Here is a 22,708-nt window from a genome sequence, read left to right as displayed (position 1 = left end):
TGCCTGCGATGCGCGGCGTTGGACCAACGTTCCACCCATTCCCCCGGGGGGTCGGACCGTGCGCTACCGCGCTTTCCTCAGTTACAGCCACAACGACGCCGCATGGGCGCGTTGGCTGCTGCGCAAGCTGGAAGGCTACCGGGTGCCCGCGCGCCTGGTCGGCACGCCGGGGCGTGATGGCCCGATTCCTGCACGGCTCGGCGCGATGTTCCGCGACCGCGACGAACTCCCCAGCGCCGGCGACCTCACCGGCACGATCCGCGAAGCGCTGGCCGAGTCGGCGAGCCTGGTCGTGATCTGCTCGCCCGCCGCCGCGCGTTCGCAGTGGGTGGATGCGGAGGTGCGCGCCTTCATCGAGCAGGGCCGCGCCGATCGCGTGCTCTGTTTCATCGTCGATGGCGACCCCACCGTCGACGAATGCTTCCCGCCCGCCACGATCGACCATGGCCGCATCCCGCTCGCGGCGGATGCGCGCCCGCAAGGGGATGGCCGCGAACGCGCCTTCCTGAAAACCATCGCCGGCCTGCTCGGCGTGGGTTACGACGCGCTGGTGCAGCGCGAAACGCAACGCCGCAACCGGCGCATGGGCATCATCGCGGCGGCGTCGCTCGCGGGCATGGCGCTGACGTCGACGCTGGCGGTGAGCGCGTATGTCGCGCGCAACGATGCACAGCGGCGACAGGTGCAGGCCGAAGACCTGCTCGGTTTCATGCTCGGCGACCTGCGCGAGAAGCTCACGAAGGTGGGCCGCCTCGACCTGATGCATTCGGTCGACGACAAGGCCACCACGTATTTCGCGACCCTGCAGCCGCGCGACCTCAACGACACCGCGCTGGAAGCCCAGGCGCGTTCGCTCACCGGCATCGGCCAGGTGCGCCTGGGCGAAGGCAACCATGCGGCCGCGATGCGCGCGTTCCAGGAAGCCTACGCACGCAGCGCCGCCTTGCAGGCGCGCAAGCCGTCGGATGGCAAACGCCTGTTCGATCGCGCGCAGGCCGAGTACTGGATCGGTTACGTCGCCTGGCAACAGGATCGCCTGGACGACGCGGAAAAATGGTTGACCCGGTACCGCGACAGCGCGCTGAAGCTGGCGGCGATGGATCGCACCAACTTCGACTGGCAGAAGGAAGTGGCGTACGGCCACCACAACCTCGCGGTGTTGGACGAATCGCGCGGGCGCCACGCGGAGGCCGAACGCGCGATGCGCAAGGAGCTCGCGCTGTTCCGCGAATGGGTGCGCACGCGCCCGACCGACATGGGCACGCGCGGCGAGATGGGCACCGTGCTGTCGTGGCTCGGCAGCAATGCGTCGCGCCAGGGCAAGTTGTCGGAAGCCGAAGCCTTCTTCAACGAGCACCTGGCGAACCTCGACACGCTGCGCCGCGCGGATCCGAAGGACGCCAACCTGCGCATGGACTGGGTGGACGCGCAATTGCTGCTCGGCGACGTGCGCGCGCATCGCGGCAAGCTTGCCGAAGCGCGGTCGGCGATCGAGGCGGCGAACACGCAAGCCGATGCGTTGGTGGCGCAGGATCCGAAGAACCACAAGTGGGCTTCCGCGCAGGGCATCGCGCGGTTCTGGCGCGCGCAACTGGACGTGGGCACGCCGGAACGCGCCGCACCCGAAGCCGCGGCCGCCACCGCCGTGCTCGAACGCGCGCACGCCGAAGAACCGAAGGACGCACGCATGCGCGAATGGCGCGGGCGCGCGGCGGTGCTGCAGGCGCAGGTGGCGCTGGCGATGCACGATGCCGCTGCGGCGCGCCGTTACGCCGCCGATGCGCACGCCACGATGGACGCGACGTGGAAGCAGGCGAAGGACGACAACCTGCGCGTCCCGCTGGCGCGGCTGGCGCTGGTCGACGGCGAACTGGCGCAGGACGCCGGCAACACGGCGGCCGCCGACACCGCGTGGCACGACGCACGCACGCTGCTGCTGGCCGACACGCCGGAGCAGGACATCCCGTTCGCCCGCCTGGATCCGCTGGTCCGGACGCTGCACCACCTCGGAGACGCGGACGCCGAAAGCGAATATCGCCGCAGGCTCGTCGCCGCGTCCTACTCGCCCCTGCAACCGTTGCCGCCGCTGCCTGCGATCGCGGCACGCTGAGGAACAGAGCCATGCAAACCGATGACCACGCCAAGCTGCGCACGACCAAGCTGCGCGTCGACGACAACGGCAGCTACAAGTATTTCGGCGGCCACGACGACCAGGGCAACCTGCACGCCGGCAAGGACGACGGCCATGTCGAGTTCCGCATCGATGTCGTCGGCAACCGATGGAAAGTCGAGAACGTCGAGTTCGACGACAACCCGGACGGCCAGCTGAGCTGGAAACCGGACGGGGATTCGGCCGTGATCATCCACAACGCCAACACCAGCGGGATGGATGTGAAGTACAGCGTGGTCGTGCGCGATCCGAGGGGGCAGATCGTGCGTTGCGATCCCATGATCCACAACGAACCGCGTGGATAACGAAGCGGTTCCCCCTCAGCAGGAGCGTCGCCATGTCGAAGAACGAAACCGTCACCCTGAAGGTCAAGCCGGGCAACAGCAACGGCAACGGGTGGACCAACACCACCGGTTCCAACGGGCAGCCCTACAGCTTCAAGTATTCCGGCGGCCAGAACGACAACGGCGGCCTGAAGACGAAGGTGGGCGACGGCCAGGCAACGATTGCCCTCAGCGTGGACACCGACAACCGCTATTCCCTCTTCGGCGTGAACTTCGTCAACGACACCCAGCACCAGTTGTCCTGGTCGCCCACGTCGGGCAGCCAGTCCGCGGGCACGATCACCGACGCGAATTCGGTCGCGGAGAACTGCGACTACGTCACCGTGGTCGTCGACGGGCAAGCCAACGGCGCGACGATCTACTGCGACCCCATGATCCAGAACGAGCCCCGCGGCCCGATGCCCCGCATCGTGCACCAATGAGGAGCACGACCATGTCCAAGCACGAGCACGTCACCCTGAAGGTCAAGCCCGGCGCCTCGAGCGGCAATGGCTGGCAGCAGGTCATCGCGTCCAACGGCCTGATGTACAGCTTCAAGTACTCGGGCGGTTACCAGGACAAGGGCGGGTTGAAGACCAAGGTGGGCGATGGGCCGGCGCTGATCGACGTGCACGTCGACAAGGACCAGCGCTACACCATCGACCACGTGCACTTCACCGACGATCCCTACCACCAGCTGAGCTGGGCGCAGGGGGACGACGCGTCCGGCGTGATCATGGATGCCAACACGCAGGCGGAAGACGCGGACTACGCGATCGTCGTGGCCGATGCGCAGGCCGGGGGCGCCACGATCCCGTGCGACCCGATGATCCAGAACGAACCGCGCGGCCCGAAGCCGCGGGGGCGGATCACGCAGCACTGAGTGCCGTTACGGAGACGGCAGCTCCGCCGCCGTCTCCGGTTGCGCTTCCGGATCCTCGCGGAAGTTGCGCGGCAGGCGATTGTGGATCGCCGTCGCCGCGACCGCGGCGTGGCCCACCGCGACGCTGATCTGGTTGAGCCCCGTCACCACGTCGCCGATCGCGTACAACCCGTCGACGCTCGTCTGCTGGCGATCGTCCGTTTCGATTTCGCCGTTCCCGTCGACCGTCGCCCCCAGCGCGGCGCCGAGTTTCGATTGACCGTCGCCGCCCAGCACCGGATACACGGTGTCGAATCGATGCGCGCTGTCGTCTTCCAGCTTGAAGACGCAGCAGCGGCCGTCGTGTTCGAGGCTCTTCGCGACGGGCAGCACCGCGACCTTGGCCTCGCGCGCGAGTGCGGCGAGTTCGGGATCGGGTTCGCCGGGTTCCGAGCGCACCGCCGCCACGCTGCGCGAGAACGTGCGCAGGAACACGGCGTGCCGGATCGCTTCGTCCACCGGCGCGTACACCGCGATGTGGTCGTCGCTGGCTTCGTACGCATCGCACACCGCGCACATGCGCACGACGTTGTTGGCGATGGCCTCTTCCAGGCCCGGCATCGCCGGCATCTTGTCCACGATGCCGGTGGCGAGGATCACGCAGGTGGCTTCCCAGCGCGTGCCGTCTTCGGCGATGGCGGTGAACACGCCCGTTACCGCGTCGCGTTCCAGCTTCGCGATGCAGCCGGACACGATCTCCGCGCCGTAGCCCTGCGCCTGCGAACGCAACTTGTCGAGCAGTTCCGTGCCGGCCACGCCGAACGGGAAGCCCGGGCAGTTGTGGCTCTTCGGGATCCAGCGCGCGCGGCTGCGCCCGGCGTCGACCACGAGGCTGCGGCGATGGAAACGCGTGAGGTAGGTCGCTGCCGTGAGGCCCGCGGGGCCCGCGCCGATCACCAGGCAATCGAGCGGCGCGGCGGCTTCGGCCATCAGCGGTTCTGGCCGACCGAGATGAACTTGAGGAATTCCGAACGCGTGCGCGCGTCTTCGCGGAACGTGCCGAGCATCGTGGACGTCACCATGCTCACGCCGCGCTTGTGCACGCCGCGCGTGGTCATGCATTCGTGCGCCGCTTCGATCACCACGCCCACGCCCAGCGGATGCAGCGCGCGCTGGATGCAGCCGGCGATCTGCGCCGTCATCTTCTCCTGCACCTGGAAGCGGCGTGCATACGCCTCGACCACGCGCGCGAGCTTGCTGATGCCCACCACCTTGCCGTCGGGCAGGTAGCCCACGTGCGCGCGGCCGATGATCGGCGCCATGTGGTGTTCGCAGTGGCTTTCGAACTGGATGTCGCGCAGCACGATGAGTTCGTCGTAGCCCTCGACTTCCTCGAAGGTGCGCTGCAGGTAGTCGTCGGGATCGAGCGCGTAGCCGCTGAACCAGTCTTCGTAGGCCTTCACCACGCGCTTGGGCGTGTCGAGCAGGCCTTCGCGCGCGGGATCTTCGCCGGACCAGCGCAGCAGCGTGCGCACGGCTTCCTCGGCTTGCTTGCGGGAGACGTCGTTGCGGGTGTCGTCGCTCATCGGGAAGGCGGCCCTGCGTGGGGGCCGCCATGGTAACGGGCAGGCGTGTCCAGGACGATGTTCAGCGCGGTGGCGGCTGGTGTTCGGAACGCCCCAGCGCTTCGTCGAGCGAGCGCCATGCATGTTCGACCGCGGGCCGTGCTTCCAGCCAGCCCAACCGCGAACCGAACCGCGCGTTCGCTTCCCAGGCCCCTTGCAGCGTCGACTCCATGTCGGCGAAGGACTGGCCGTCGGCGCGTTCGTAGTTTTCGAGACCGAAGCGATAGGCCGGCTCGTAGTCGGTCCAGTCCAGGCCGTGCCGGTAGTAGGGCATCGACTGGAAGATCTGCTGGAAATGGCCGAGGTTCTCGCGGCGATCGCGTGCCTCGGAGAGGCGGTCGCCCGCCATCGCGCCGAGCGCCACGCCCACCACGCCGCCGATGGCCATGCCGGGCGGACCGCCCACCACCGTGCCGATCGCGGCTCCGGCTGCACCGCCGGCCAGCGCACCACCGCCGGTGCCGACGATGTGGTCCTTCTTCAAGATGCTCATGGGCAGGCCTCCTGTCGAGATCGCACGCTAGGGCGGCGGCTGTTCAACCAGAGTGAAGCCGTGAAAAAGCAAAGGCCGCGCGAGGCGGCCTTTGCGTCCGGCGATCCCTGCCGGCTCGTCTTGCGGCGCCCCGTGCCGGTGAGGGCAAGGGGCCACCGCGAGTCTTGTCACTTGCTGGGCTTAGCGACCGTCGCGGTCGGCGTCGCCCGGCATCGCGCGTTCGATGTGATGCCAACCATCGCGCACGGCGCCGCGGGCTTCGCTCCACGCCAGGCGCGAGTTGGCCTTCGTGGTGTCCCAACCGGCTTCGAGGTTGCTTTCGACGTCTTCGAAGCGCTGGCCCTTGTACTGGCCATAGGTGTCGTAGCCGTACTTGTACGCCGGCTCGTAGTCGTTCCACTCGCGGCTGCTGTTGTAGTACGGGGTTTCGCGATACGTGTTCTTGAAGTGATCGTTGTATTCGGTCGGGTTGACGGCTTCGGCCACCGCGCCGCCAGCCTTCGCGCCGAGCACGCCACCGGCGATCGCACCGACCACGGTACCGATCGGGCCCGCGGCCGAACCAACGGCGGCACCGGTCACTGCACCGGTCACTGCGCCCGTACCTTCACCGACGCTGTGGTCCTTCTTGATGTCGCTCATGGTGTAGCTCCTGGATTCTTTGGGGGACGACGCGTCAAGCGACGCGGCGAAGGCGGATGTTGCGCACGCGCTGGTAGAGCGACAGTGAAGAGCGCACGCGATTGCATGAATCATCGGCAACATCACTGCGCGAAGCGGGCGCTTGCCTGTTCAGCGAATCGCAACGAAATCGTCACTCACGCGACGCAAACGCGCAGCAAGCCCCGAAACGCGTTGTGCGCGCACTGCCAGCGCAGCGCGCAATGCGGCTTCCGATGCGCACACGTGCAGCGTGGTGCGTGCGCGCGTCATCGCGGTGTAGATCAACTCGCGCGAGAGCGTGCGCGCAGGTTGCTTCGGCAACTGCAGCCACACCGTGTCGAACTCCGAACCCTGCGCCTTGTGCACGGTCATCGCGAACGCGCCGGCATGCGCGGGCAACGCACCGGGATGGAACGGACGCAATCCCGCAGCGGTGCGGAACCACACCGCCGTGCCGTCTTCGCTGCGCAGGCACAGGCCGAGGTCGCCGTTGAACAGGCCGTGGCGATAACTGTTTTCGGTGATCGCGATGAGGCGGCCGTGGAAATACGGTGCGCGCTGCGCGCCCGCGAGCGCTTCTTCGATGCGCGCGCCGAGCGGGCCCGCGCCTTGCGGCCCGTTGCGCAATGCGGTGAGCACGCGCGCGTGCTGCGCGAGGGCGAGGGCGGCATCGATGTCGTCGGACGACGTGGCATCGACGGCGCCGAGCATGCGCCAGGGGGCCAGCAAGCTGTCTCGCAACGCGGGCGACAACGGATCGTCGATGTCTTCGTGGAAGTGCACGCCTTGCAACGCGTTGCCGCGCAGCAGGTCGAGCGCGGTGTCGGCGTCGCCGTCGCGGACGGCGGTGGCGAGCGGCGCGAGTTCGAGCGCATCGGACTGGCGCCATGCACGGCGGAGTTCGACGCGGATGCCGCCGAAGCCTGCGGCGGCGGGGATTCGCGTGGCGAGCGTCGCCAGCGCATCACCACCGATGTCATCGACCGGCGTCGCGGCGTCGGCGATCGCGGACAACACGTCGCCCGCTTCCACCGACGGCAACTGGTCGCGGTCGCCGAGCAGGATCAGGCGCGCGCCTTCGGGCACGGCTTCGACGAGCTTGCACATCAGCGGGAGATCGACCATCGAGGCTTCGTCGACGACGACCAGGTCGAACGCGAGCGGGAGGTCGGCGCCGTGGCGGAAGCGCGGGCGTTCCGGGATCGTGCCGAGCAGGCGATGCAGCGTGCCGGCTTCGAGCGGCAATGCATCGCACAGCGCGGGGTCGACGCCTGCCTCGCGCAATGCGGCGACGGCGCTGCGTAGGCTTTGCGCCATGCGTTCGGCGGCGCGCCCCGTCGGTGCAGCGAGTGCGATGCGTGCCGGACGTCCGGCGGCGCGCGCTTGCGCCACCGCGAGGATCAGCAGGCGCGCGATGGTGGTGGTCTTGCCCGTGCCGGGCCCGCCGGTGACGAGCAGCAACGGATGGCGCAATGCGAGCGCGGCGGCGCGGGCTTGTTGCGGATCGCGCGTGGCGGGCGGGAACAGTTGGGCGAAGACGGGGTCGAGTGCGTCGACGCTGTCGTCGGGCATGTCGGCCGCGGCGATGCGGCGCAGGCCCAGCGCGAGGCGGCGTTCGTATTCGCGATAGCGGCGCAGGTAGAGCAGGTCGCCTTCGAGGACGAGCGGCATCGCGGGATCGGCGGCTGCATCCGCGTCGGGCGTCGCGACCCAGGGCGAGGCGCGCAATGCATCGCGCAGGGTGCTGGCGTCGTCATCCGAATCCGCGAGCGCGAATCCGGCGTGGCCTTCCGCGATCGCGAATGCGGCCTGTTCGGCGGCGCGCAACACGCGCGGATGCGTGTCCGGCGCGCGACGGCGCAGCAGATCGGCGAAGGCGCGATCGAAGGCGCGCGGTGCGTCGTCGGCGGTGCGCTTCATGCGTGGCCTCCGATCAGCAACGCGTCGACGGCTTCGACGAGCGCGGCGGGGAATTCCGGGACGGCGAGGCCGGGGACGGCGTCCGTCGCATCCAGCCCGCGGCAGAACAGATAGCGCACGCCGCCGAAATGCGTCGCCATCGAATACCCGGCGCCCCGTCGCAAGCGCATCCAGCGATGCACGGCGACCACGTACAGCAAGGCCTGCAGGTCGTACTCGCTGGCGCCCATGGCGTCGGCCAGCGCCTGCGTGTCGTACGCAGGCAAGCGATTGGACTTGTAGTCGACGACGTACAGGCGCCCGTCGACGCGATACGTGAGATCGATCTTGCCCGTCATCAGGCCGGACAAGCGCGGCCACGCGCCGAAGTCGCGGCGACCGCGCGCAATCCCGTGCGCCTGCAGCAACGCCAGGAAGGCATGCGCATCGGCGTCGGCGAGGGTGAAGTGGAATTCCAGTTCGGCGATGCGGTCGGCGTCGGGGACGTCGCACAGGCGCACGCCTTCGGGGAGCGGGGCGTTCAGGGTGCGCGCGACGAGGGGCGCGAGTTCGCGTACGCCCGCGTCGAGGTCGGTGTCGGGATAGTCCTGCGAGCGCAACGCGTCGCGCAGGATGTCGACCTGGTCGGCGGGTGCGTCCTGCGCGTCGCGCCACGCGGCGAAGTCGACGTGTTCGAGCGCATGGTGCAGCGCGTTGCCGAAGCGCGTGCCGGAAAAACGCAGCAACGCCGGATCGATCGCGTCGACCACCACGAGCGGGCGCTCGTCGTCGGCGGGCGACTCTTCGGCCAACGCCTGCGCACCGTGCGCATGCTGGCGATGCAGCTGGCTGAAGCTGTGGATCCACCAGTCGCGGCGCAGGCGGCGTTCGGGCACGCGCGGCGGCGGGATGTCGCCGGGTGTCGCGGGCGGGAGGCGGGCGTCGTCGTCCGCCTCGTCGCGCGGCGCACGCAGGTCGAGGCTGCCGCCGAGGTCGCGCTGCACGTCCGCGTGCGGCAACACGCCGCCGAACAGGCGATGCAACGAGGATTGCGCGTTCGACGCGAACGGCCCCGTGCACAGCCACAGCGCATCGCGCGCGCGCGTGAGGCCGACGTACAGCAGGCGCATGTCTTCGGCGGCATCCTCGCGCCGGGCCGCGTCCTTCGCCTTGTCCCACGCCGGCGCACCCGGTTGCGGCTGCTGCGTCTTCCATTGGCGCACGCGGCGGCCGGTGGCGTCGTGATACTGCATGACGCGCGCGCGGTCGTTGCGGGAGCGCCCGATCGCCGCGAACGGCAGGAACACGAGCGGGAATTCCAGGCCCTTGCTCTTGTGCAGCGTGAGGATCTGCACGCGGCTCGCATCGGATTCCAGGTTGGGCCACTGCGTTTCGTCTTCGCGGTCGGCGTGCGCGATGGCGGCACGCAACCAGTCCACCTGGCCTTGCGGACCAAGGCGTTGCGCGCGCGCTTCCTGCAATTGCTCGCCGAGTTGCAGCAGGTGCGTGATGCGGCGCTCGCCGTCGGCGAACGCGAGCAGGCGCGCGGCTTCGCGTGCGACGACATCGGCGAGCATCGGTTGCGGGCCGTGCGATTCCCAGCGCAGGCGCCAGTCGGCGAGGTCCTGTTGCCAGCGGCGCTGCGCTTCGCCGTCGTCCTCGAGCGCCTGCAACATGCCCGCGTCGTATCCGAACAACGGCATCGCGAGCACGGCCCGCAGGCGGCGATCGTCGCCCGGCGCGGCCAGCGCGAGCAGCAAGGCAAGCAACTGCTGCGCTTCGTCGGTTTCGTACAGGCTGCCGCGGCCGGCGCTGACCGCGGGCACGCCGAGGTGCGTGAGCGCGTCGCGGATCGCGATGCCTTCCTTGTGGCTGCGCACCAGCACGGCACAGTCGCGCGGCTCGACGGGGCGCTGCACGTTCGCGTCGCGGCGGGTCGCGCGGCCTTCGCGCGCAAGCAGCAGCAGGTCGCGGATGGCAAGGGCGCAGCTGCGCGCGGCGCGCTCGATCGATTCGCCCGCGGACCACTTCGCGCCGGTGGTGGCCACGTGCGTCTGCACGATCAGGGCCGGCGCCGGCGTGCCATCGATGCAGAAATCCGGATCGCACGCGCGGTCGCCCGGTTGCGTGGGCGCGAACGCGATGCCTTCGCCGAGCGGTTCGGCGTCGACGCTGGCGTGCGCGAACACGCGGTTCACCGCGGCGAGCACGCACGGGCGCGAACGGAAGTTGCGGTCGAGCGGCGCGGCAAGTTGCGCGGTGCCGCGCGCGTCGAGGTACGTCTGCACGTCGCCGCCGCGGAAACGGTAGATCGCCTGCTTGGGATCGCCGACCAGCAACAGGCCGCCTTCGCCGAACAAGCGCGAGAAGATCGCCCACTGCCGCGCATCGGTGTCCTGGAATTCGTCGACGAGCACCAAGGGATATTGCGCGCGCAGGGCTTCGGCGAGCGCGTGGAAGACCACGTCGTCTTCCGTCGCTTCGAACACGGCGTCGACGAGGTCGTCGAAGCCGCGCACGTTGGCTTCGCGCTTCATCGCCTGGTCTTCGCGGCGCGCGTCGGCGCGCAACGCGTGCAGGTGCATGAGGTCGAAGCCTTGTTCGGTTTCGAGGAAGCGTTCGACGTGCGCCGACAGGGCGAGGGTCGGTGCGAGGTGCGCCTTGCTCGGAACGCAGGCCTTTCCCAGGCCTTCGCGCGTGAGCTTCGGCAAGTCTTCGTGCGATTGCGGCGGCGCATCGGACTGCACCGAGAACCAGTGCCACAGCGTCTCGATCGGCAGGCGCTTGTCCTTCGCCTTGCTCAACAGCCCCTGCGTGGCGGCCGCATCGAGCAACGCGCGATCCGCCTCCCCGTGGTGCGTGAACGCACGACGCAACGCGAGCCACGCCTGCGTGCGCGCGGTCTGCGGATCGCCGGCGGGCGGCGGCGGCAGCAAGGGTTCCGAAGACAACAGGTCACGCAGGTCGTTCGCCAGGCTGTCGACGTCGGTGAACATGCGTTGCAGGAACGCCGCGCCTTCCGCGGTGCGCGCGTGCGCGCGCCACAGCACGACCGCCAGGCGGCTGCGCTGCGCGGCGTTGTCGGGCTCGATGGCGGTGGGCAGCAGCGGCTGGCCGGCGAGCAAGGCGTGTTCCGACAACAGGCGCTGGCAGAAGCCGTGGATGGTGGTGATCGAGGCCAGGTCGAGGTCGCGCACGGCGCGACGCAGGCGCAGGCGCAATGTCGACAGGGATTCGCGGGTGCCGTCGTGCAGCGCGGCATGCAGCAAGCCGCGGAGGAGGGCACTTTCGGCGTCGTCGCCTTCGCGGTGCGGCGCGTCGTCCGACTGCCAGGCGTCGGCGAGTTGCGCGGCGCGTTGCAGGCGCAGGCGGACGCGTTCGTGCAGCTCCTGCGTCGCGGCCACGGTGTAGGTGACGGCGAGGATCTGCGGGACCTCGAGGCGCTGCACGATCACGGCGCGCGCGAACAAGCCCGCCAGCGCATACGTCTTGCCCGTGCCGGCGCTGGCTTCGATGAAGCTGCGCGCATCCAGCGGGGTGTCGAGGATGGTGGCGCTCACGCGAACATCCCCGCGTCCAGCGGCGTGGCGTGTTCCAGCGCGCTGAAGATCGCGACCGAGAGTTCGGCGAAACGCATCTGCGCGCTCGCGTCGTCGTCGTAGAACGGATCGCGGCCGCGCAACGCAACGCGCGTGGCGGGCGAGGCTTCGGCACGGCCGATGCCTTCGAACGCACTGCCCATCCAGGTATCGCGCGCGGCGCGCAATGCGGACGCCGGGTCCTTCTTCGCCAGGCATGCGACGAAGTCGTGGCCACTCTTCGGCAGGAACACCTGCGGCGCGCGCACTGCGTGGTCGTGCCAGGCGAAGAAGGCGTCGAGTGCGGCAGCGGCGCGCTTCTCGGACACCGGCTTGCGTACGATCCATTCGGGATCGGCGCCTTTCTCCGGGCGGGCCAGCAGATGCATCGACTTGCCCAGCAACGACGCGCACAGCGCATCGAGCCCATGGCGGATCACGTGCCCGCCGTGCTGGCCGTCGGGACGCAGCACCACGCGCAGCAAACCCGGGCGATGCAGGCCGTCGAGCGTGCCGCGCAATGCGCCGGCCTCCGACGCATGCGAAAACGCGGCGCGCGCGGCGGCGTCACCGAAGCCCTTCGCGAGTGCGCGTTCCGCGAACGGCGCGATTTCCTCCAGCATCTCCGCGACCTGCGCGCGGCCATCCGCGCCGGGCGCGACGACGGCGCGTGCGAGCAAGCGTGCATGCAGCGCATGCGCATCGGGCCGCCCGTTCGCGCGCATCCACGCATCGAACACCGCGTGGCGCAACGCATAGGCACCGAGCGCGTCGGGCGCGCCGAGCGGTTCGTGTTCGGCCAAGGGTGGTTCGTCTTCCGGCAGGCGCAGGCCGAGACCTTCCTGCAGGTACACGGCGTGCGGGCGCATCAGCGAGCGACGCAGGCGATCGAGCGACAACGCACCGCGCTCGCCTTCGCGTTCGGGCAGCACCAACGTGGGCGGCGCGAACACGGGTTCGTCGTCCACGCCCGAGGCTTCCGTGGACGCCGCCCGCCAGCGCGCGTCGTAACTGAAGCGGCGCGGTTCGATGGGCTCGCCCTGCGGCAACGCTTCCCCGACATGCGCCGCACCGAATGCGCCCGGCGAGAACGGCTGCAACGCATGCCGCACGACGAGGGCCTCGCGCACCTTTGCCGTTTCGACCGCGTGGTATGCGGCGGCCGCGTCGAGCAATTCGGTCACCAGCGTCGACGGCTCGCGCCGGCTGTTGTCGCGCGGATCCATGCCGCACCAACTCATCGCGAAGACGCGGCCGGACGAGGCGAACAATTGCAGGAACAGGTAACGATCCGCATCGCGCCGCGAGGGATCGCCCGTGCGCCGCTCCGGCGTCGACAACGCGTTGGCGAGGCGATTGACGGGATCGCGGCCTTCGCGCGCGGGGAAGGCGTCGGCGTCCATGCCCAGCAGCCAGATCGCGCGGAACGGGATCAGGCGCATCGGCACCATGCGGCCGAAGCAGATGCCGCCCGACAGGAACGGCGCGCGCGCATCGCTGGTGCCGAGTTCGGTGCGCAGGTGGTCGAGCACGACGGCGTGTTCGACCGGCGCGTCGTAGCCCGCGGTGGCGGCGCCTTCGGTGAATCGCGCGATCGCATCGCGCAGGCGGCGCAACAGTTGCGCATCGGCGCTGTCGCGCGGCGGTGCGAACGCGTCGTCCAGCAGGCGCTGCAGCACGGTGGCCCACGTGGCCGGCGGATGCGGACCGGCCAGGCGCGTGCGCGCGCTGCGCAGCATGTCGACGCAGCGCAACAGCGCGTCGAGGGTTTCCGCGGCCTGGCCTTCGAGCTCGGGCCACGGCGCGATGCCGGCGATGTCGTCGTCGGCGCCGCTCGCGTAACCGAGCAGCAGGCGCTCGATCGCGAATTCCAGCGTGTACGCATTGCCGTCCGCGCCGTGGCGCTGGCGGTCGTCGCCGTCCAGGCCCCAGCGCGCGCCGGCGGATTCGAGCCAGTCCTGCACGCGTGCGCGGTCGGCATCTTCGAGGTCGAAGCGCGCGGCGATCGCGGGAACGGCGAGCAGGTCGAGCACGTCGGCGGTCGATGGGGCGCGCAACGGGAGTTCGAGCAAGCGCAGGAACGCCTCGGCGATCGGTGCACTCGCGAGCGGGCTGGTGTCGGCGATCGTGTACGGCAGTTCGCGCGCGGTGCCGAGCGCGCCGCCGAACACGGCTTCGATATGCGGCGCATACGCGTCGATGTCGGGCGCCAGGACGGCGATGTCGCGCGGCTGCAGCGGCGGATTGCCATCGGCGGGCCAAGCGTCCAGCAGCGCGCGCAGCTGGTCGTGCAGCACCTGCACTTCGCGCAGCCGCGTGTGGCAGGCGTGGAATTGCAGGCTCGGATCGCGTGCGTCCACGGTCGCGCGCGGCCATGCGGCGTCGTTGGCGTCCTGCAAGGGCGCGCGGTTGTCGAGCAGGTCGGCCTGCATGCGCCCGAGCAGCGTGGTGCGCGTGGGTTCGACGAACGGTGCGAGGTCGAACGCGGGCTGCACCGCCTCGCCGCCGACGAGCATCGCGACGAAATCGCGGCCGGCCTGGCCCCACGCGGCGAGCAACGGATTGGGTTGCGCGTCGCCGAGCGCGAGGTACGCATCGTCCGCGCCCGGCGCGTAATCGGACCAGCGCGCGAGGTCGCCCCAGAAGCCGCGCGCCGGCGAGTGCAGGTAGAAATGCTGCGTGCCCGCGTGCGACTGGCTGGCGATCACCTGCAGCACGTCGGGCGAGACGTTCTGGCACGCGAACACGAACAGGCGCGGCGGCAGGCCGGTCGGCGCTTCGCCCGCACCGGCGCCGAAGCGCGCGAGGTAATCGTCGATGCGCCGCGCGCGATGCGCCTTGCCGCGGCCGATCGCGCGCCACAACGCCGCTTCCCAATCGTCGCGGGGTGCGCGCTTCTCCCAGCCGAGCAGCCAGTCGCGGCGCCAGGCCTGGTATTTCTCGAACGTATCGGCCAGCGCGGTGGCGAGCGACCAGGCCTTGCGCGGCTGCGCGTCGTCGAGGAAGCGCTGCAACGCCGCCGGGGGGTGGCGCTGGAGTTCGCGCAGGACGTGCCAGCGGAGGGTCTCCGGGGCCAGGCGGTCCTGCGGCGGCGCGGGGCCGAGGTTGCGATCGAGCGCCAGGTCCACGAATTCGCCCGGCGTCAGGAACACCAGGTTGGCGCAGATGCCGCTCGCTTCGGCCAGCGCCTGCTGCAGCCAGCGGCGCATGGAGAACTGCGGGACCAGGACGATGTCGGGGCGCAGCCAGTCGCCGTCGGCCGGCGGCTTCGCGACTTCGGCCGCCAGCAGCCCGGCGAGCACGTCCAGCGCATTGCCGTGGTAGAGGCGGAAGTCGGGGCGTCCCTGCATCGGGGCATGATGCCGGACGCGTGTCGCACTCGCCGAGACATGCCGAAGCGGCCGGCCGAAAGCAGACCTGCGACAATCCGCCCGCTCGCGCCGCCGCAAGCGCTAACCGCCATTCAGCGCCCGGGCGCCAAGCTGCCGCGCTTTTTCGCGATCCCCCGATCCGCCCCCGAAGACCCGCCCGTGACCGATCCAGACACGCCCGCCGTCCGCGTCACCGATGTCCGCCTCGAACGCGGCGGTCGCACCGTGCTGCACGACGTCACGCTGGTGGTGCCGCGCGGCGGCGTGACCGCGGTGCTCGGCCCGTCGGGCAGCGGCAAGTCCACGCTGCTCGCGGCGCTGACCGGCGAACTGGTCCCGGCGGCCGGCAGCGTGGAAATCTTCGGCGAGCCCGTCCCGCGCCAGCAGAAAGCGTTGCTGTCGATGCGCAAGCGGCTGGGCGTGCTGCTGCAGGGCAACGGCCTGCTCACGGACATGACCGCGGCGGAAAACGTCGCGCTGCCGCTGCGCACGCACACCGACCTGCCCGATGCGGTGATCCGCAGCCTCGTCGAAATGAAGCTGCACGCCGTCGGCCTGCGCGCCGCGGCCGACCTGTATCCGCGCGAGCTGTCCGGCGGCATGGCCCGCCGCGTCGCACTCGCCCGCGCGCTGGCGCTGGATCCGCCGCTGATGATCTACGACGAACCGCTGACGGGCCTGGACCCGATCGCCAGCGGCGTGGTCATGAGCCTGGTGCGCCGCCTCAACGACACGCTCGGCCTGACCAGCATCGTGGTCACGCACCACGTGCACGAAACCATGCCGGTGGCCGACCACGCGATCGTGATCGCGAACGGCCGCATCGTCTTCACCGGCACGCCGGCGGAATTGGCGGCCTCGCAGGATCCGCTGGTGCGCCAGTTCCTGGACGGCCAGCCCGACGGTCCGATTCCCTTCGACACGACGGCGCGCGCGCCGGAGGCCGCCTGATGCCCTTCGTCGCCGCCACCCGCGGGCTCGGCGCCGCCGGCCTGTTCGCGCTTTCGGTGTTCCGCGCCTCCACGCCGACGCGGGATTTCTTCGCCGAGCTGGTGAAGGAGATCTACAAGATCGGTGCGCGCTCGTTGCCCATCGTGGCGGCGGGCGGGGCGTTCGTGGGCCTGTCGGTCACGCTGCTCGGCTATCGCGCGCTGGAAACCTACGGCGCCACGGGCCAGGTGAGCGCGCTGCTCGGCCTGGGCCTGTATCGCGAACTCGGGCCGGTGCTCACGGCATTGCTGTTCATCGGCCGCGCCGGTTCGTCGATCGCGGCCGAACTGGGCCTGATGCGCGCGACCGACCAGATCACCGCGCTCGGCCTGATGGCGATCGACCCGGTGGCCAAGACCGTCGCGCCGCGCTTCTGGGCCGCGGTGCTGTGCGTGCCGCTGCTCACCGCGTTCTTCGTGAGCCTTGCGATCACCGCCGGCTATTTCGAAGCGGTGCACGTGATCGGCATCGACGGCGGCACGTTCTGGCAGACGATGAAGGACAGCGTGGATTTCCACGACGACTTCCTCGTCGCGTTCTTCAAGGCCGCCGTGTTCGGCGGCGTGTCCGCCCTCGTGGCCGCGTACGTCGGCTTCCATGCCGAACCGACGATCGAGGGCACCTCGATTGCCACCACCCGCGCGGTCGTCAATGCGTCGCTGCTGGTGCTGATGTTCAATTTCGTCCTTTCCGCCCTGTTGTTCAGGAGTTGATGGCCATGCGTGGTCCCCGTCTCGAATTCGCGGTCGGCGCATTCCTGCTGCTGGCGCTCGCCAGCGTGCTGGTCCTGGCCCTCGCTTCCACCAACGGCAAGTTCGGCTTCGGCGGCGATAGCTATCCGCTGAAGGCGCGCTTCTCCACCATCGGCCAGCTGCGCGTCTCGGCGCCGGTGAAGATCGGCGGCGTGATCGTCGGGCAGGTGTCCGATGTGTCGCTCGATCCGCAGAAGTTCGATTCGATCGTCACGCTGTCGATCGACGGCAAGTACAAGGATCTGCCGGCCGATACGTCGGCGGGCATCTTCACGGCGGGCCTGCTGGGCGAAAGCTACGTCGGCCTCAGCCCCGGCGGGGATGTCGAAACCCTGAAGCCCGGCGACGAGATCACCTTGACGCAGAGCGCGGTCGACCTCATGCAGCTGGTCGGCAAGTACATGTTCTCCGGCGCCGACAAGCCGGCCGCCCCGGCCGATGCCGCCGCCGCACCCGCCACCACCGACGTTCCCTCCCCCGAAGCCACCACGGAACCCACGCGATGAAACGATCCCAGTCCGCCGCGCGCGTGTCCCCGCGCCGCTTGATCAACCAGACCCTCGTCGCCGCCGCCATCGCGACCACGCTCGTGCTCGCCGTGCCGTCGCTGTCGCATGCCCAGGCCGCGGTCGCCGGTGCGACGCTGCGCAACACGCCCAGCGCGCAGGTGCTCGACAACAGCACGCGCATCGTCGCCACGCTCGAAAAGCGCCGCGACGAATTCAAGAAGAACCCGGCCGCGCTCGACAAGTTCATCTCGAGCGAGTTCAACCAGATGTTCGACCGCGACTACGCGGCGCGCCTGGTGCTCGGCCGCCACGGCCGCGGTGCGTCGGATGCCGACGTCAAGGATTTCGCCGACGCGCTCGCCGACAGCCTGATGGCGCGTTACGGCTCGGCGCTGATCAACTTCGACACGGGCCTGAAGGTCCGCGTGAAGTCCGAGACGCCGCTGCGCAACGGCGCGATCGTCAAGGTGTCCAGCGAGTTCCTGCGCGCGGGCGGCCAGACCACGCCGGTCGATTACCTGATGCGCAAGACCGGCACGAAGTGGCAGGTGTTTGACGTGATGGTGGAAGGCGTGTCGTTCGTGCAGACCTTCCGCAGCCAGTTCGATGCGCCGCTGAGCACCAAGTCGATCAAGCAGGTCGCAGCCGACCTCCGCGCCGGCCGCGTGCAGCCCGACGCCAAGCAGTAATGCGCACCCCCGCCGACAACGGCGCCGGCGTGGCGCGCGATGGCGACGCACTGGTGTTCACCGGTGCGTTGTCGCGCGTGGCGGTCGCTGCGTTGTGGGCGCGCGCGCTGGCCCAGCTGTCCGGCGTGCGCCGCTTCGACCTTGGCGGCACCACCTCGGTGGACAGCGCGGGGCTCGCGCTCCTGGCCGCCCTCGCGGCCCGCGCCGGCAACGGCGTCGTGGTGACCGGCGATCCGCCGGGGCTTTCTGCCCTCCGGGACGCCTATCGGCTCGATGCGGGCCTCGGATTCGCCTCCGCCTGACCGGTAAACTGCCTCGCATGGAACGCACGGCTCCCCCCTCTTTCACGCGCCTGGCCGTAACGCTGTCGCTTGCGCTCTGCGCGGGACAGGTGTTCGCCCAATCCACCGACGCGCAACCGGCAGCGGCCACGACGGTGATGCCCGCACCGGCCGTTTCCGTCGAAGCGTCGCCGCAGGTCGCGCCGCCGGCCGCCGCCGAACAGACGCAGGCCGAGCAGGATTACGAAGCGATCTACGGCTCCGAGGGTCAGTACAACGACCCGACGTTGCCCACGCCCGCGCAGCTGCCGGAATCCTACGATCCGTGGGAATCCTTCAACCGCAAGATGCACGGCTTCAACGAAGTCGTGGACAAGCGCATCGCCAAGCCGCTCGCGAAAACGTACGTCGCGGCCGTGCCGCGCCCCGTGCGCCTGGGCGTCAGCAATTTCTTCGCCAACCTCGCCCAGCCGCTGAGCGCGATCAATGCGCTGCTGCAGGGCAAGCCGAAGCAGGCCGGCCAGGCGCTCGGCCGCTTCGTGCTCAATTCCACGCTGGGCCTCGGCGGCATCTTCGATCCGGCCACCGCGGCCAAGATCCCGTATCGCAGCGAAGACTTCGGCCAGACGCTCGGCGTGTGGGGCTGGGAGCGTTCGCGTTACCTCGAACTGCCGCTGTTCGGGCCGCGCACGGTGCGCGATGTGTTCGGCATGGTCGGCGATTCGCCGCTGTCGCCGTTGCGCTCCATCGAACTGGACCGCAGCCGCATCTTCCTGCAGGGCCTGCAACTGGTCGACGTGCGCACGCAGTTGTTGTCGCTCGACAGCATGCGCGAGGGCGCGACGGACGATTACTCGCTGCTGCGCGACGCATGGCTGCAGCGCCGCAACTACCAGATCTTCGGCGATCGCCAGCAGGACTCGGGCGAGTTGCCGGATTACCTGCAGGACGACCAGGACAACCCGATCGTGCCGATCGATGCCATCCCGGTCACGCCGATGGACGGCGGCTGACGCTCAGGCGTCCGGCGATTCGTCGAATTCCAATTCGTCCGGCACCAGGGCCTCGGGCAGCTTCTTGCGGCTCTTCACTCCGAGCTCCACCAGGCGCCGCGCACGCGGGATGACCGCCTGCGCCGAATCCTCCAGGCGATCGCGCGCGGACTTGTAGGCCTTCGCCGCGCCGTCGAGGCTCGCGCCGACGGACGCGAAATCGGTCAGGAAGTTGATCACCGAATCCAGCAGCAGGCCGCCGGTCTTGCTGATCTCCAGCGCCTGCTTCTGCAGCTTGTCGCGCGTCCACACGCGATCGACCACGCGCAGCACGGCCATCAACGTATTGGGTGACGCGAAGGCCACGCCCTTGGCGAAGGCATCGGCCTGCAGCGTGGTGTCGAACCCGAGCGCGCCGGCAAGCGCGCCTTCGATCGGCACGAACGCGATGGTGACGTCGAGCGCGGATTCGCCGACGGACTTGGGATAGTTGCGCTCGGCCAGGTCGCGGACGTGCATGCGCAGCGCCACGGCGTGGCGACGCATCGCCTCCTGCTGCGCTTCCGGGGTCTCGGCGTTCATCGCCTCCTCCCACGCCACCAGGTTGACCTTGCTGTCGACCACGATGCGGCGGTCGTCCGGCAGGCGCACGATCACGTCGGGGCGCAGGCGGCGGCCTTCCTCGTCGGTGCTGGTCTGCTGGCGATCGAAATGCACGCCGTCTTCCAGGCCCGAGCTGCGCAGCACGTTCTCGAGCATCAGCTCGCCCCAGTCGCCGCGGACCTTCGCGTTGCCCTTCAGCGCGCGCGTGAGCGCCGAGGCCTGCGAGGCCATGTCCTGGTTGAGCGTCTTGAGTTCCTGCACCGCGCCCAGCAGCGCCGAACGCTCCTTCGCTTCCTCGCCGTACACCGTGTCGATGCGCTGGCGGAAGGTGCCGAGCTGGTCGGCGAAGGGCTTGAGCATCAATTCGATGTCGGACTTCGACTGGCCGGTGGCCAGGCGCACGTCGTGTTCGAACTTCTTGCCGCGTTCGTCGAAGGCCTTGGTGGCCAGTTCGGTGAACTTGGCGGAGAGGTGTTCCTGCGCGTTGCGCACGAAGGCTTCGGTTTCGGCGCGCGCGCGGTTGGCCTGTTCAGCCTCGGCGCGGGCGCGGGCCAGGGCGGTGGCGTCGTCGTGCGCGCGTTCGCGCAGGAGCGCGAGTTCCTTCTGCAGCGCATCGCGTTCGCCGATGCGCGCCTGCAGTTCGCCTTCCAGCGTGGCGGCGCGGACCGCGACGTCCATCGCGTCGCCCTTCGGCCGGCGCAGCCACACACCCGCGGCGATGCCGGCCACCAGCGCCAGGACGCAGGCCAGGATCAGGGTTGCGGTCATGGGCGAAGTCCTCCGGTTCGGCGTGGGCAGTGTATGCGCTCCACGCGTCGCACCGGCTGCGACTCAATCGAGGACGCGACAGAACACCGCCTTGAGGTAACGCGATTCCTGGGCCTGCGCCAGGAACGGATGGTCGGCGCCCGCGCCGGAGACCTTCAGCACCTGCACCGTGCGGTTGGCGTAGAACGCCGCGCGCCGGAGCATGTCGAGGAATTGCTCTTCGCTCACCAGGCCCGTGCACGAGAACGTGGCGAACAGGCCGCCCGGCTTCACCACGCTCATGGCCAGCTTGTTCATGTCGAGGTACTTCTTGAGCGCGGGGATCACCTGGTCGGGGTCGCGCGTCATCTTGGCCGGGTCCAGGATCACCACGTCGAAGCGTTCGCCGTTGTTCGAGGCATCGCGCAGCCACGGAAAGATGTCGGCCTGCACGAAGCGCGGGCGCACGTCGTTGAGCTTCGCGTTGCCCTTGGCGATGTCGAGGACGTCGTTGTCGATGTCGATGCCGATCACTTCCGACGCACCGCGCGCGGCCGCGTACACCGCGAAACCGCCGGTGTTGCAGCACAAGTCCAGCACGCGCTGGCCGGCGCACAGGTGCGACAGCCACTCGCGGTTCTCGCGCTGGTCGGCGAAGAACCCGGTCTTGTGCGCGCCCGCGGGGTCGGCGCGGAAGCGGATGCCGTGTTCGGTGATGATCGCGGGCGCGGCGGGCTCGCTGCCGCGGTAGTCGAAGCTTTCCTGCTTCTGCACGTGTTCGTCGGCGAAGGAATGGAAGCGGCAGCCCGGGAACTGTTCGCGCAGCGCCTCGTAGATCCATTCGCGGTGGCGGAACATGCCGGCGCTGAAGAACTGGACGACCAGCAGGTCTGCGTAACGGTCCACGACGAGGCCGCTGAGGCCGTCGCCCTCCGAGTGCACGACGCGCCAGGCGTCGCTGACGGCGTCGAGCTTCAGCAGTTCGCGGCGCAGGCCCACGGCCGCGGCGATCTTGCGCGAAAACCAGGCCTGGTCGACGGCGACCGATCGGTCGGTTTCCAGGATGCGCACCGCGATGCGCGAGTGGCCGTTGTAGAAACCGCGGCCGATCCATTCGTCGTCCACGCCGACCACGTCGACGATGCTGCCGGGCTTGGGCCGCACGGCGGGCTTCTCGACCAGCTTCTGGAAGATCCACGGGTGGGAGGACCGCCATGCATTGCGCAGGCGGACGACGGTGGGGGCGGGGGCGTCCATAGGGGCGCAAGTTTACGCGGCGGCCACTTGTCCCGCGCGAAATCGCCGCCATCCCCCTGCCATGCACCTGCCGACCCAAGCCCTCCCCGACGATCCCCTGGCCCAGCGCGTGCGCGATCGGCGGCGGGTCAGGCGGGCGTTTTTCGGCAGCGCGGCGGCGGTGGCATTGCTGACGGTGGTGTACCTGCTGCAGGGCGCGTTCGATGCGAGTGCGTGGGCCGTGGCACCGCATTCGCTGGCCGGACTGCGCGGCGTGCTGGGCGCGCCGCTGCTGCACGGCTCGTGGGATCACCTGGTGTCGAATGCGTTCGCGCTGCTGCTGCTCGGCACGCTGGCCGGCAGCGTGTATCCGAAGGCGACGGTGCGCGCGATCCCGATCGCGTGGATCACGAGCGGGTTGGGCGCGTGGTGGCTGGGTGACGTCGGCACGCATCACCTCGGTGCGAGCGGTGTGGTGCAGGGCTTGGCGTACCTCGTCGTGGCGCTGGGCTTGTTGCGACGGGATCGTGCATCGATGGCGGCGGCGATGATCGCGCTGACGTTTTCAGGTGGGATGCTGGTGGCGGTGTTGCCGCATGATCCCGGCGTGTCGTGGCAGTCGCATCTCGGAGGCGCGATCGGCGGTGTGGTTTCGGCGGTGTTGTTCCGGCACGTGGATCCGCCGGCGCCGCGGCAGCGGTATAGCTGGGAATTTGAAGAAGAACCGCCGGAGCAATGAGCGGCGCGGGCGCGCGACCGTCAATCGGTTGAAAACGCTTTGCCCTGTGGCGACCTATAGAGCAAGCGCCATTTACCTGCATCGTGCTGCTGATAGGACATGGAAGCAAAGGCGGCTTCGCATTTCGTCGCGCAGGTTCTCGGCTTGAAATAGACCCGCACTTCCGCGCCGTCGTCCCACCCATCG

The 22,708-nt window shown here is 69.5% G+C and carries 20 protein-coding genes; 11 read left to right on the top strand and 9 right to left on the bottom strand.

All coding sequences use genetic code 11. From position 1 onward, the window contains the following. The first annotated feature begins 58 nt into the window (after positions 1–58). Genes LYSHEL_RS06625 through LYSHEL_RS06610 form a run of 4 tightly spaced genes read left to right on the top strand, consistent with a single transcriptional unit; the run spans position 59 to position 3,376 of the window. Positions 59–2,110 (top strand): toll/interleukin-1 receptor domain-containing protein, encoded by a 2,052-nt coding sequence (locus LYSHEL_RS06625; RefSeq protein ID WP_213436927.1) that lies wholly within the window; start codon positions 59–61, stop codon positions 2,108–2,110. A gap of 11 nt (positions 2,111–2,121) precedes the next feature. Further along, positions 2,122–2,475 carry a hypothetical protein gene (locus tag LYSHEL_RS06620; RefSeq protein ID WP_213436925.1) on the top strand — a complete coding sequence of 118 codons (354 nt, stop codon included), beginning with the start codon at positions 2,122–2,124 and terminating at the stop codon, positions 2,473–2,475. Positions 2,476–2,507: 32 nt separating this feature from the next. Further along, complete coding sequence (locus LYSHEL_RS06615) at positions 2,508–2,936, top strand: hypothetical protein (RefSeq protein WP_213436923.1); 429 nt, start codon at positions 2,508–2,510, stop codon at positions 2,934–2,936. An 11-nt stretch (positions 2,937–2,947) separates the two neighbouring features. After that, a complete protein-coding gene (locus tag LYSHEL_RS06610) occupies positions 2,948–3,376 on the top strand; it encodes a hypothetical protein (RefSeq protein WP_213436921.1) in 429 nt (142 codons plus the stop codon). A gap of 6 nt (positions 3,377–3,382) precedes the next feature. Here the strand turns inward: LYSHEL_RS06610 and LYSHEL_RS06605 are convergent, their stop codons facing one another. The 7 genes from LYSHEL_RS06605 to recC all read right to left on the bottom strand — a co-directional run bounded on the left by LYSHEL_RS06605 (position 3,383) and on the right by recC (position 14,963). Next, positions 3,383–4,345, bottom strand: coding sequence for an NAD(P)/FAD-dependent oxidoreductase (locus LYSHEL_RS06605; protein ID WP_213436919.1), 963 nt, complete (start codon positions 4,343–4,345; stop codon positions 3,383–3,385). Then, a complete protein-coding gene (gene folE, locus LYSHEL_RS06600; protein ID WP_213436918.1) occupies positions 4,345–4,941 on the bottom strand; it encodes a GTP cyclohydrolase I FolE in 597 nt (198 codons plus the stop codon). Before folE ends, LYSHEL_RS06605 begins: the two co-directional genes overlap by 1 nt. 61 nt (positions 4,942–5,002) lie before the next feature. Next, on the bottom strand, positions 5,003–5,473 hold the full coding sequence (locus tag LYSHEL_RS06595) for a glycine zipper domain-containing protein (protein ID WP_213436916.1): 471 nt from the start codon (positions 5,471–5,473) through the stop codon (positions 5,003–5,005). Positions 5,474–5,653: 180 nt separating this feature from the next. Then, complete coding sequence (locus LYSHEL_RS06590) at positions 5,654–6,115, bottom strand: glycine zipper domain-containing protein (RefSeq protein ID WP_213436914.1); 462 nt, start codon at positions 6,113–6,115, stop codon at positions 5,654–5,656. A 150-nt stretch (positions 6,116–6,265) separates the two neighbouring features. Further along, a complete protein-coding gene (recD, locus tag LYSHEL_RS06585; protein WP_213436912.1) occupies positions 6,266–8,056 on the bottom strand; it encodes an exodeoxyribonuclease V subunit alpha in 1,791 nt (596 codons plus the stop codon). Continuing rightward, complete coding sequence (locus tag LYSHEL_RS06580) at positions 8,053–11,595, bottom strand: UvrD-helicase domain-containing protein (protein ID WP_213436910.1); 3,543 nt, start codon at positions 11,593–11,595, stop codon at positions 8,053–8,055. The genes recD and LYSHEL_RS06580 overlap by 4 nt, the downstream gene beginning before the upstream one ends. Then, positions 11,592–14,963, bottom strand: coding sequence for an exodeoxyribonuclease V subunit gamma (recC, locus tag LYSHEL_RS06575; RefSeq protein ID WP_213436908.1), 3,372 nt, complete (start codon positions 14,961–14,963; stop codon positions 11,592–11,594). The genes LYSHEL_RS06580 and recC overlap by 4 nt, the downstream gene beginning before the upstream one ends. A gap of 180 nt (positions 14,964–15,143) precedes the next feature. Here recC and LYSHEL_RS06570 point away from each other — a divergent pair, with 180 nt between their 5' ends. Genes LYSHEL_RS06570 through LYSHEL_RS06545 form a run of 6 tightly spaced genes read left to right on the top strand, consistent with a single transcriptional unit; the run spans position 15,144 to position 19,218 of the window. Beyond that, complete coding sequence (locus tag LYSHEL_RS06570) at positions 15,144–15,935, top strand: ABC transporter ATP-binding protein (protein WP_213436906.1); 792 nt, start codon at positions 15,144–15,146, stop codon at positions 15,933–15,935. Beyond that, on the top strand, positions 15,935–16,687 hold the full coding sequence (locus tag LYSHEL_RS06565; RefSeq protein WP_213436904.1) for an MlaE family lipid ABC transporter permease subunit: 753 nt from the start codon (positions 15,935–15,937) through the stop codon (positions 16,685–16,687). The genes LYSHEL_RS06570 and LYSHEL_RS06565 overlap by 1 nt, the downstream gene beginning before the upstream one ends. Continuing rightward, positions 16,687–17,232 (top strand): outer membrane lipid asymmetry maintenance protein MlaD, encoded by a 546-nt coding sequence (gene mlaD, locus LYSHEL_RS06560; RefSeq protein WP_213436902.1) that lies wholly within the window; start codon positions 16,687–16,689, stop codon positions 17,230–17,232. The genes LYSHEL_RS06565 and mlaD overlap by 1 nt, the downstream gene beginning before the upstream one ends. Before the next feature lie 41 nt (positions 17,233–17,273). Continuing rightward, on the top strand, positions 17,274–17,924 hold the full coding sequence (locus tag LYSHEL_RS06555) for an MlaC/ttg2D family ABC transporter substrate-binding protein (protein ID WP_213437658.1): 651 nt from the start codon (positions 17,274–17,276) through the stop codon (positions 17,922–17,924). After that, entirely contained in the window at positions 17,924–18,226 is a 303-nt protein-coding gene (locus tag LYSHEL_RS06550; RefSeq protein WP_213436900.1) for an STAS domain-containing protein, read from the top strand. Before LYSHEL_RS06555 ends, LYSHEL_RS06550 begins: the two co-directional genes overlap by 1 nt. Positions 18,227–18,243: 17 nt before the next feature. Beyond that, entirely contained in the window at positions 18,244–19,218 is a 975-nt protein-coding gene (locus tag LYSHEL_RS06545; RefSeq protein WP_213436898.1) for an MlaA family lipoprotein, read from the top strand. Between the two features lie 3 nt (positions 19,219–19,221). On the opposite strand, the gene LYSHEL_RS06540 is transcribed toward LYSHEL_RS06545, so the two are convergent. After that, positions 19,222–20,568, bottom strand: coding sequence for a DNA recombination protein RmuC (locus LYSHEL_RS06540; RefSeq protein ID WP_213436895.1), 1,347 nt, complete (start codon positions 20,566–20,568; stop codon positions 19,222–19,224). Positions 20,569–20,631: 63 nt separating this feature from the next. Beyond that, positions 20,632–21,804, bottom strand: a complete 1,173-nt coding sequence (locus tag LYSHEL_RS06535; protein ID WP_213436893.1) for a class I SAM-dependent rRNA methyltransferase — start codon at positions 21,802–21,804, stop codon at positions 20,632–20,634. 61 nt (positions 21,805–21,865) lie between these two features. On the opposite strand from LYSHEL_RS06535, the gene LYSHEL_RS06530 reads away from it, so the two are divergent. Then, on the top strand, positions 21,866–22,522 hold the full coding sequence (locus LYSHEL_RS06530; protein WP_213436891.1) for a rhomboid family intramembrane serine protease: 657 nt from the start codon (positions 21,866–21,868) through the stop codon (positions 22,520–22,522). The last annotated feature ends 186 nt before the right edge of the window (positions 22,523–22,708 follow it).

Origin of the sequence: Lysobacter helvus (genome assembly GCF_018406645.1) — a bacterium.
Classification (GTDB): Bacteria; Pseudomonadota; Gammaproteobacteria; order Xanthomonadales; family Xanthomonadaceae; genus Noviluteimonas; species Noviluteimonas caseinilytica.
This window is presented reverse-complemented; position numbering and strand designations above follow the sequence as displayed.

Excerpts from the sequence above, each read along its gene's own strand:
- LYSHEL_RS06620 (WP_213436925.1), top strand. The coding sequence starts at position 2,122 with ATGCAAACCGATGACCACGCCAAGCTGCGCACGACCAAGCTGCGCGTC.
- LYSHEL_RS06615 (WP_213436923.1), top strand. The coding sequence starts at position 2,508 with ATGTCGAAGAACGAAACCGTCACCCTGAAGGTCAAGCCGGGCAACAGC.
- LYSHEL_RS06610 (WP_213436921.1), top strand. The coding sequence starts at position 2,948 with ATGTCCAAGCACGAGCACGTCACCCTGAAGGTCAAGCCCGGCGCCTCG.
- LYSHEL_RS06605 (WP_213436919.1), bottom strand. The coding sequence starts at position 4,345 with ATGGCCGAAGCCGCCGCGCCGCTCGATTGCCTGGTGATCGGCGCGGGC.
- folE (WP_213436918.1), bottom strand. The coding sequence starts at position 4,941 with ATGAGCGACGACACCCGCAACGACGTCTCCCGCAAGCAAGCCGAGGAA.
- LYSHEL_RS06595 (WP_213436916.1), bottom strand. The coding sequence starts at position 5,473 with ATGAGCATCTTGAAGAAGGACCACATCGTCGGCACCGGCGGTGGTGCG.
- LYSHEL_RS06590 (WP_213436914.1), bottom strand. The coding sequence starts at position 6,115 with ATGAGCGACATCAAGAAGGACCACAGCGTCGGTGAAGGTACGGGCGCA.
- recD (WP_213436912.1), bottom strand. The coding sequence starts at position 8,056 with ATGAAGCGCACCGCCGACGACGCACCGCGCGCCTTCGATCGCGCCTTC.
- recC (WP_213436908.1), bottom strand. The coding sequence starts at position 14,963 with ATGCAGGGACGCCCCGACTTCCGCCTCTACCACGGCAATGCGCTGGAC.
- LYSHEL_RS06565 (WP_213436904.1), top strand. The coding sequence starts at position 15,935 with ATGCCCTTCGTCGCCGCCACCCGCGGGCTCGGCGCCGCCGGCCTGTTC.
- mlaD (WP_213436902.1), top strand. The coding sequence starts at position 16,687 with ATGGCCATGCGTGGTCCCCGTCTCGAATTCGCGGTCGGCGCATTCCTG.
- LYSHEL_RS06550 (WP_213436900.1), top strand. The coding sequence starts at position 17,924 with ATGCGCACCCCCGCCGACAACGGCGCCGGCGTGGCGCGCGATGGCGAC.
- LYSHEL_RS06545 (WP_213436898.1), top strand. The coding sequence starts at position 18,244 with ATGGAACGCACGGCTCCCCCCTCTTTCACGCGCCTGGCCGTAACGCTG.
- LYSHEL_RS06540 (WP_213436895.1), bottom strand. The coding sequence starts at position 20,568 with ATGACCGCAACCCTGATCCTGGCCTGCGTCCTGGCGCTGGTGGCCGGC.
- LYSHEL_RS06535 (WP_213436893.1), bottom strand. The coding sequence starts at position 21,804 with ATGGACGCCCCCGCCCCCACCGTCGTCCGCCTGCGCAATGCATGGCGG.
- LYSHEL_RS06530 (WP_213436891.1), top strand. The coding sequence starts at position 21,866 with ATGCACCTGCCGACCCAAGCCCTCCCCGACGATCCCCTGGCCCAGCGC.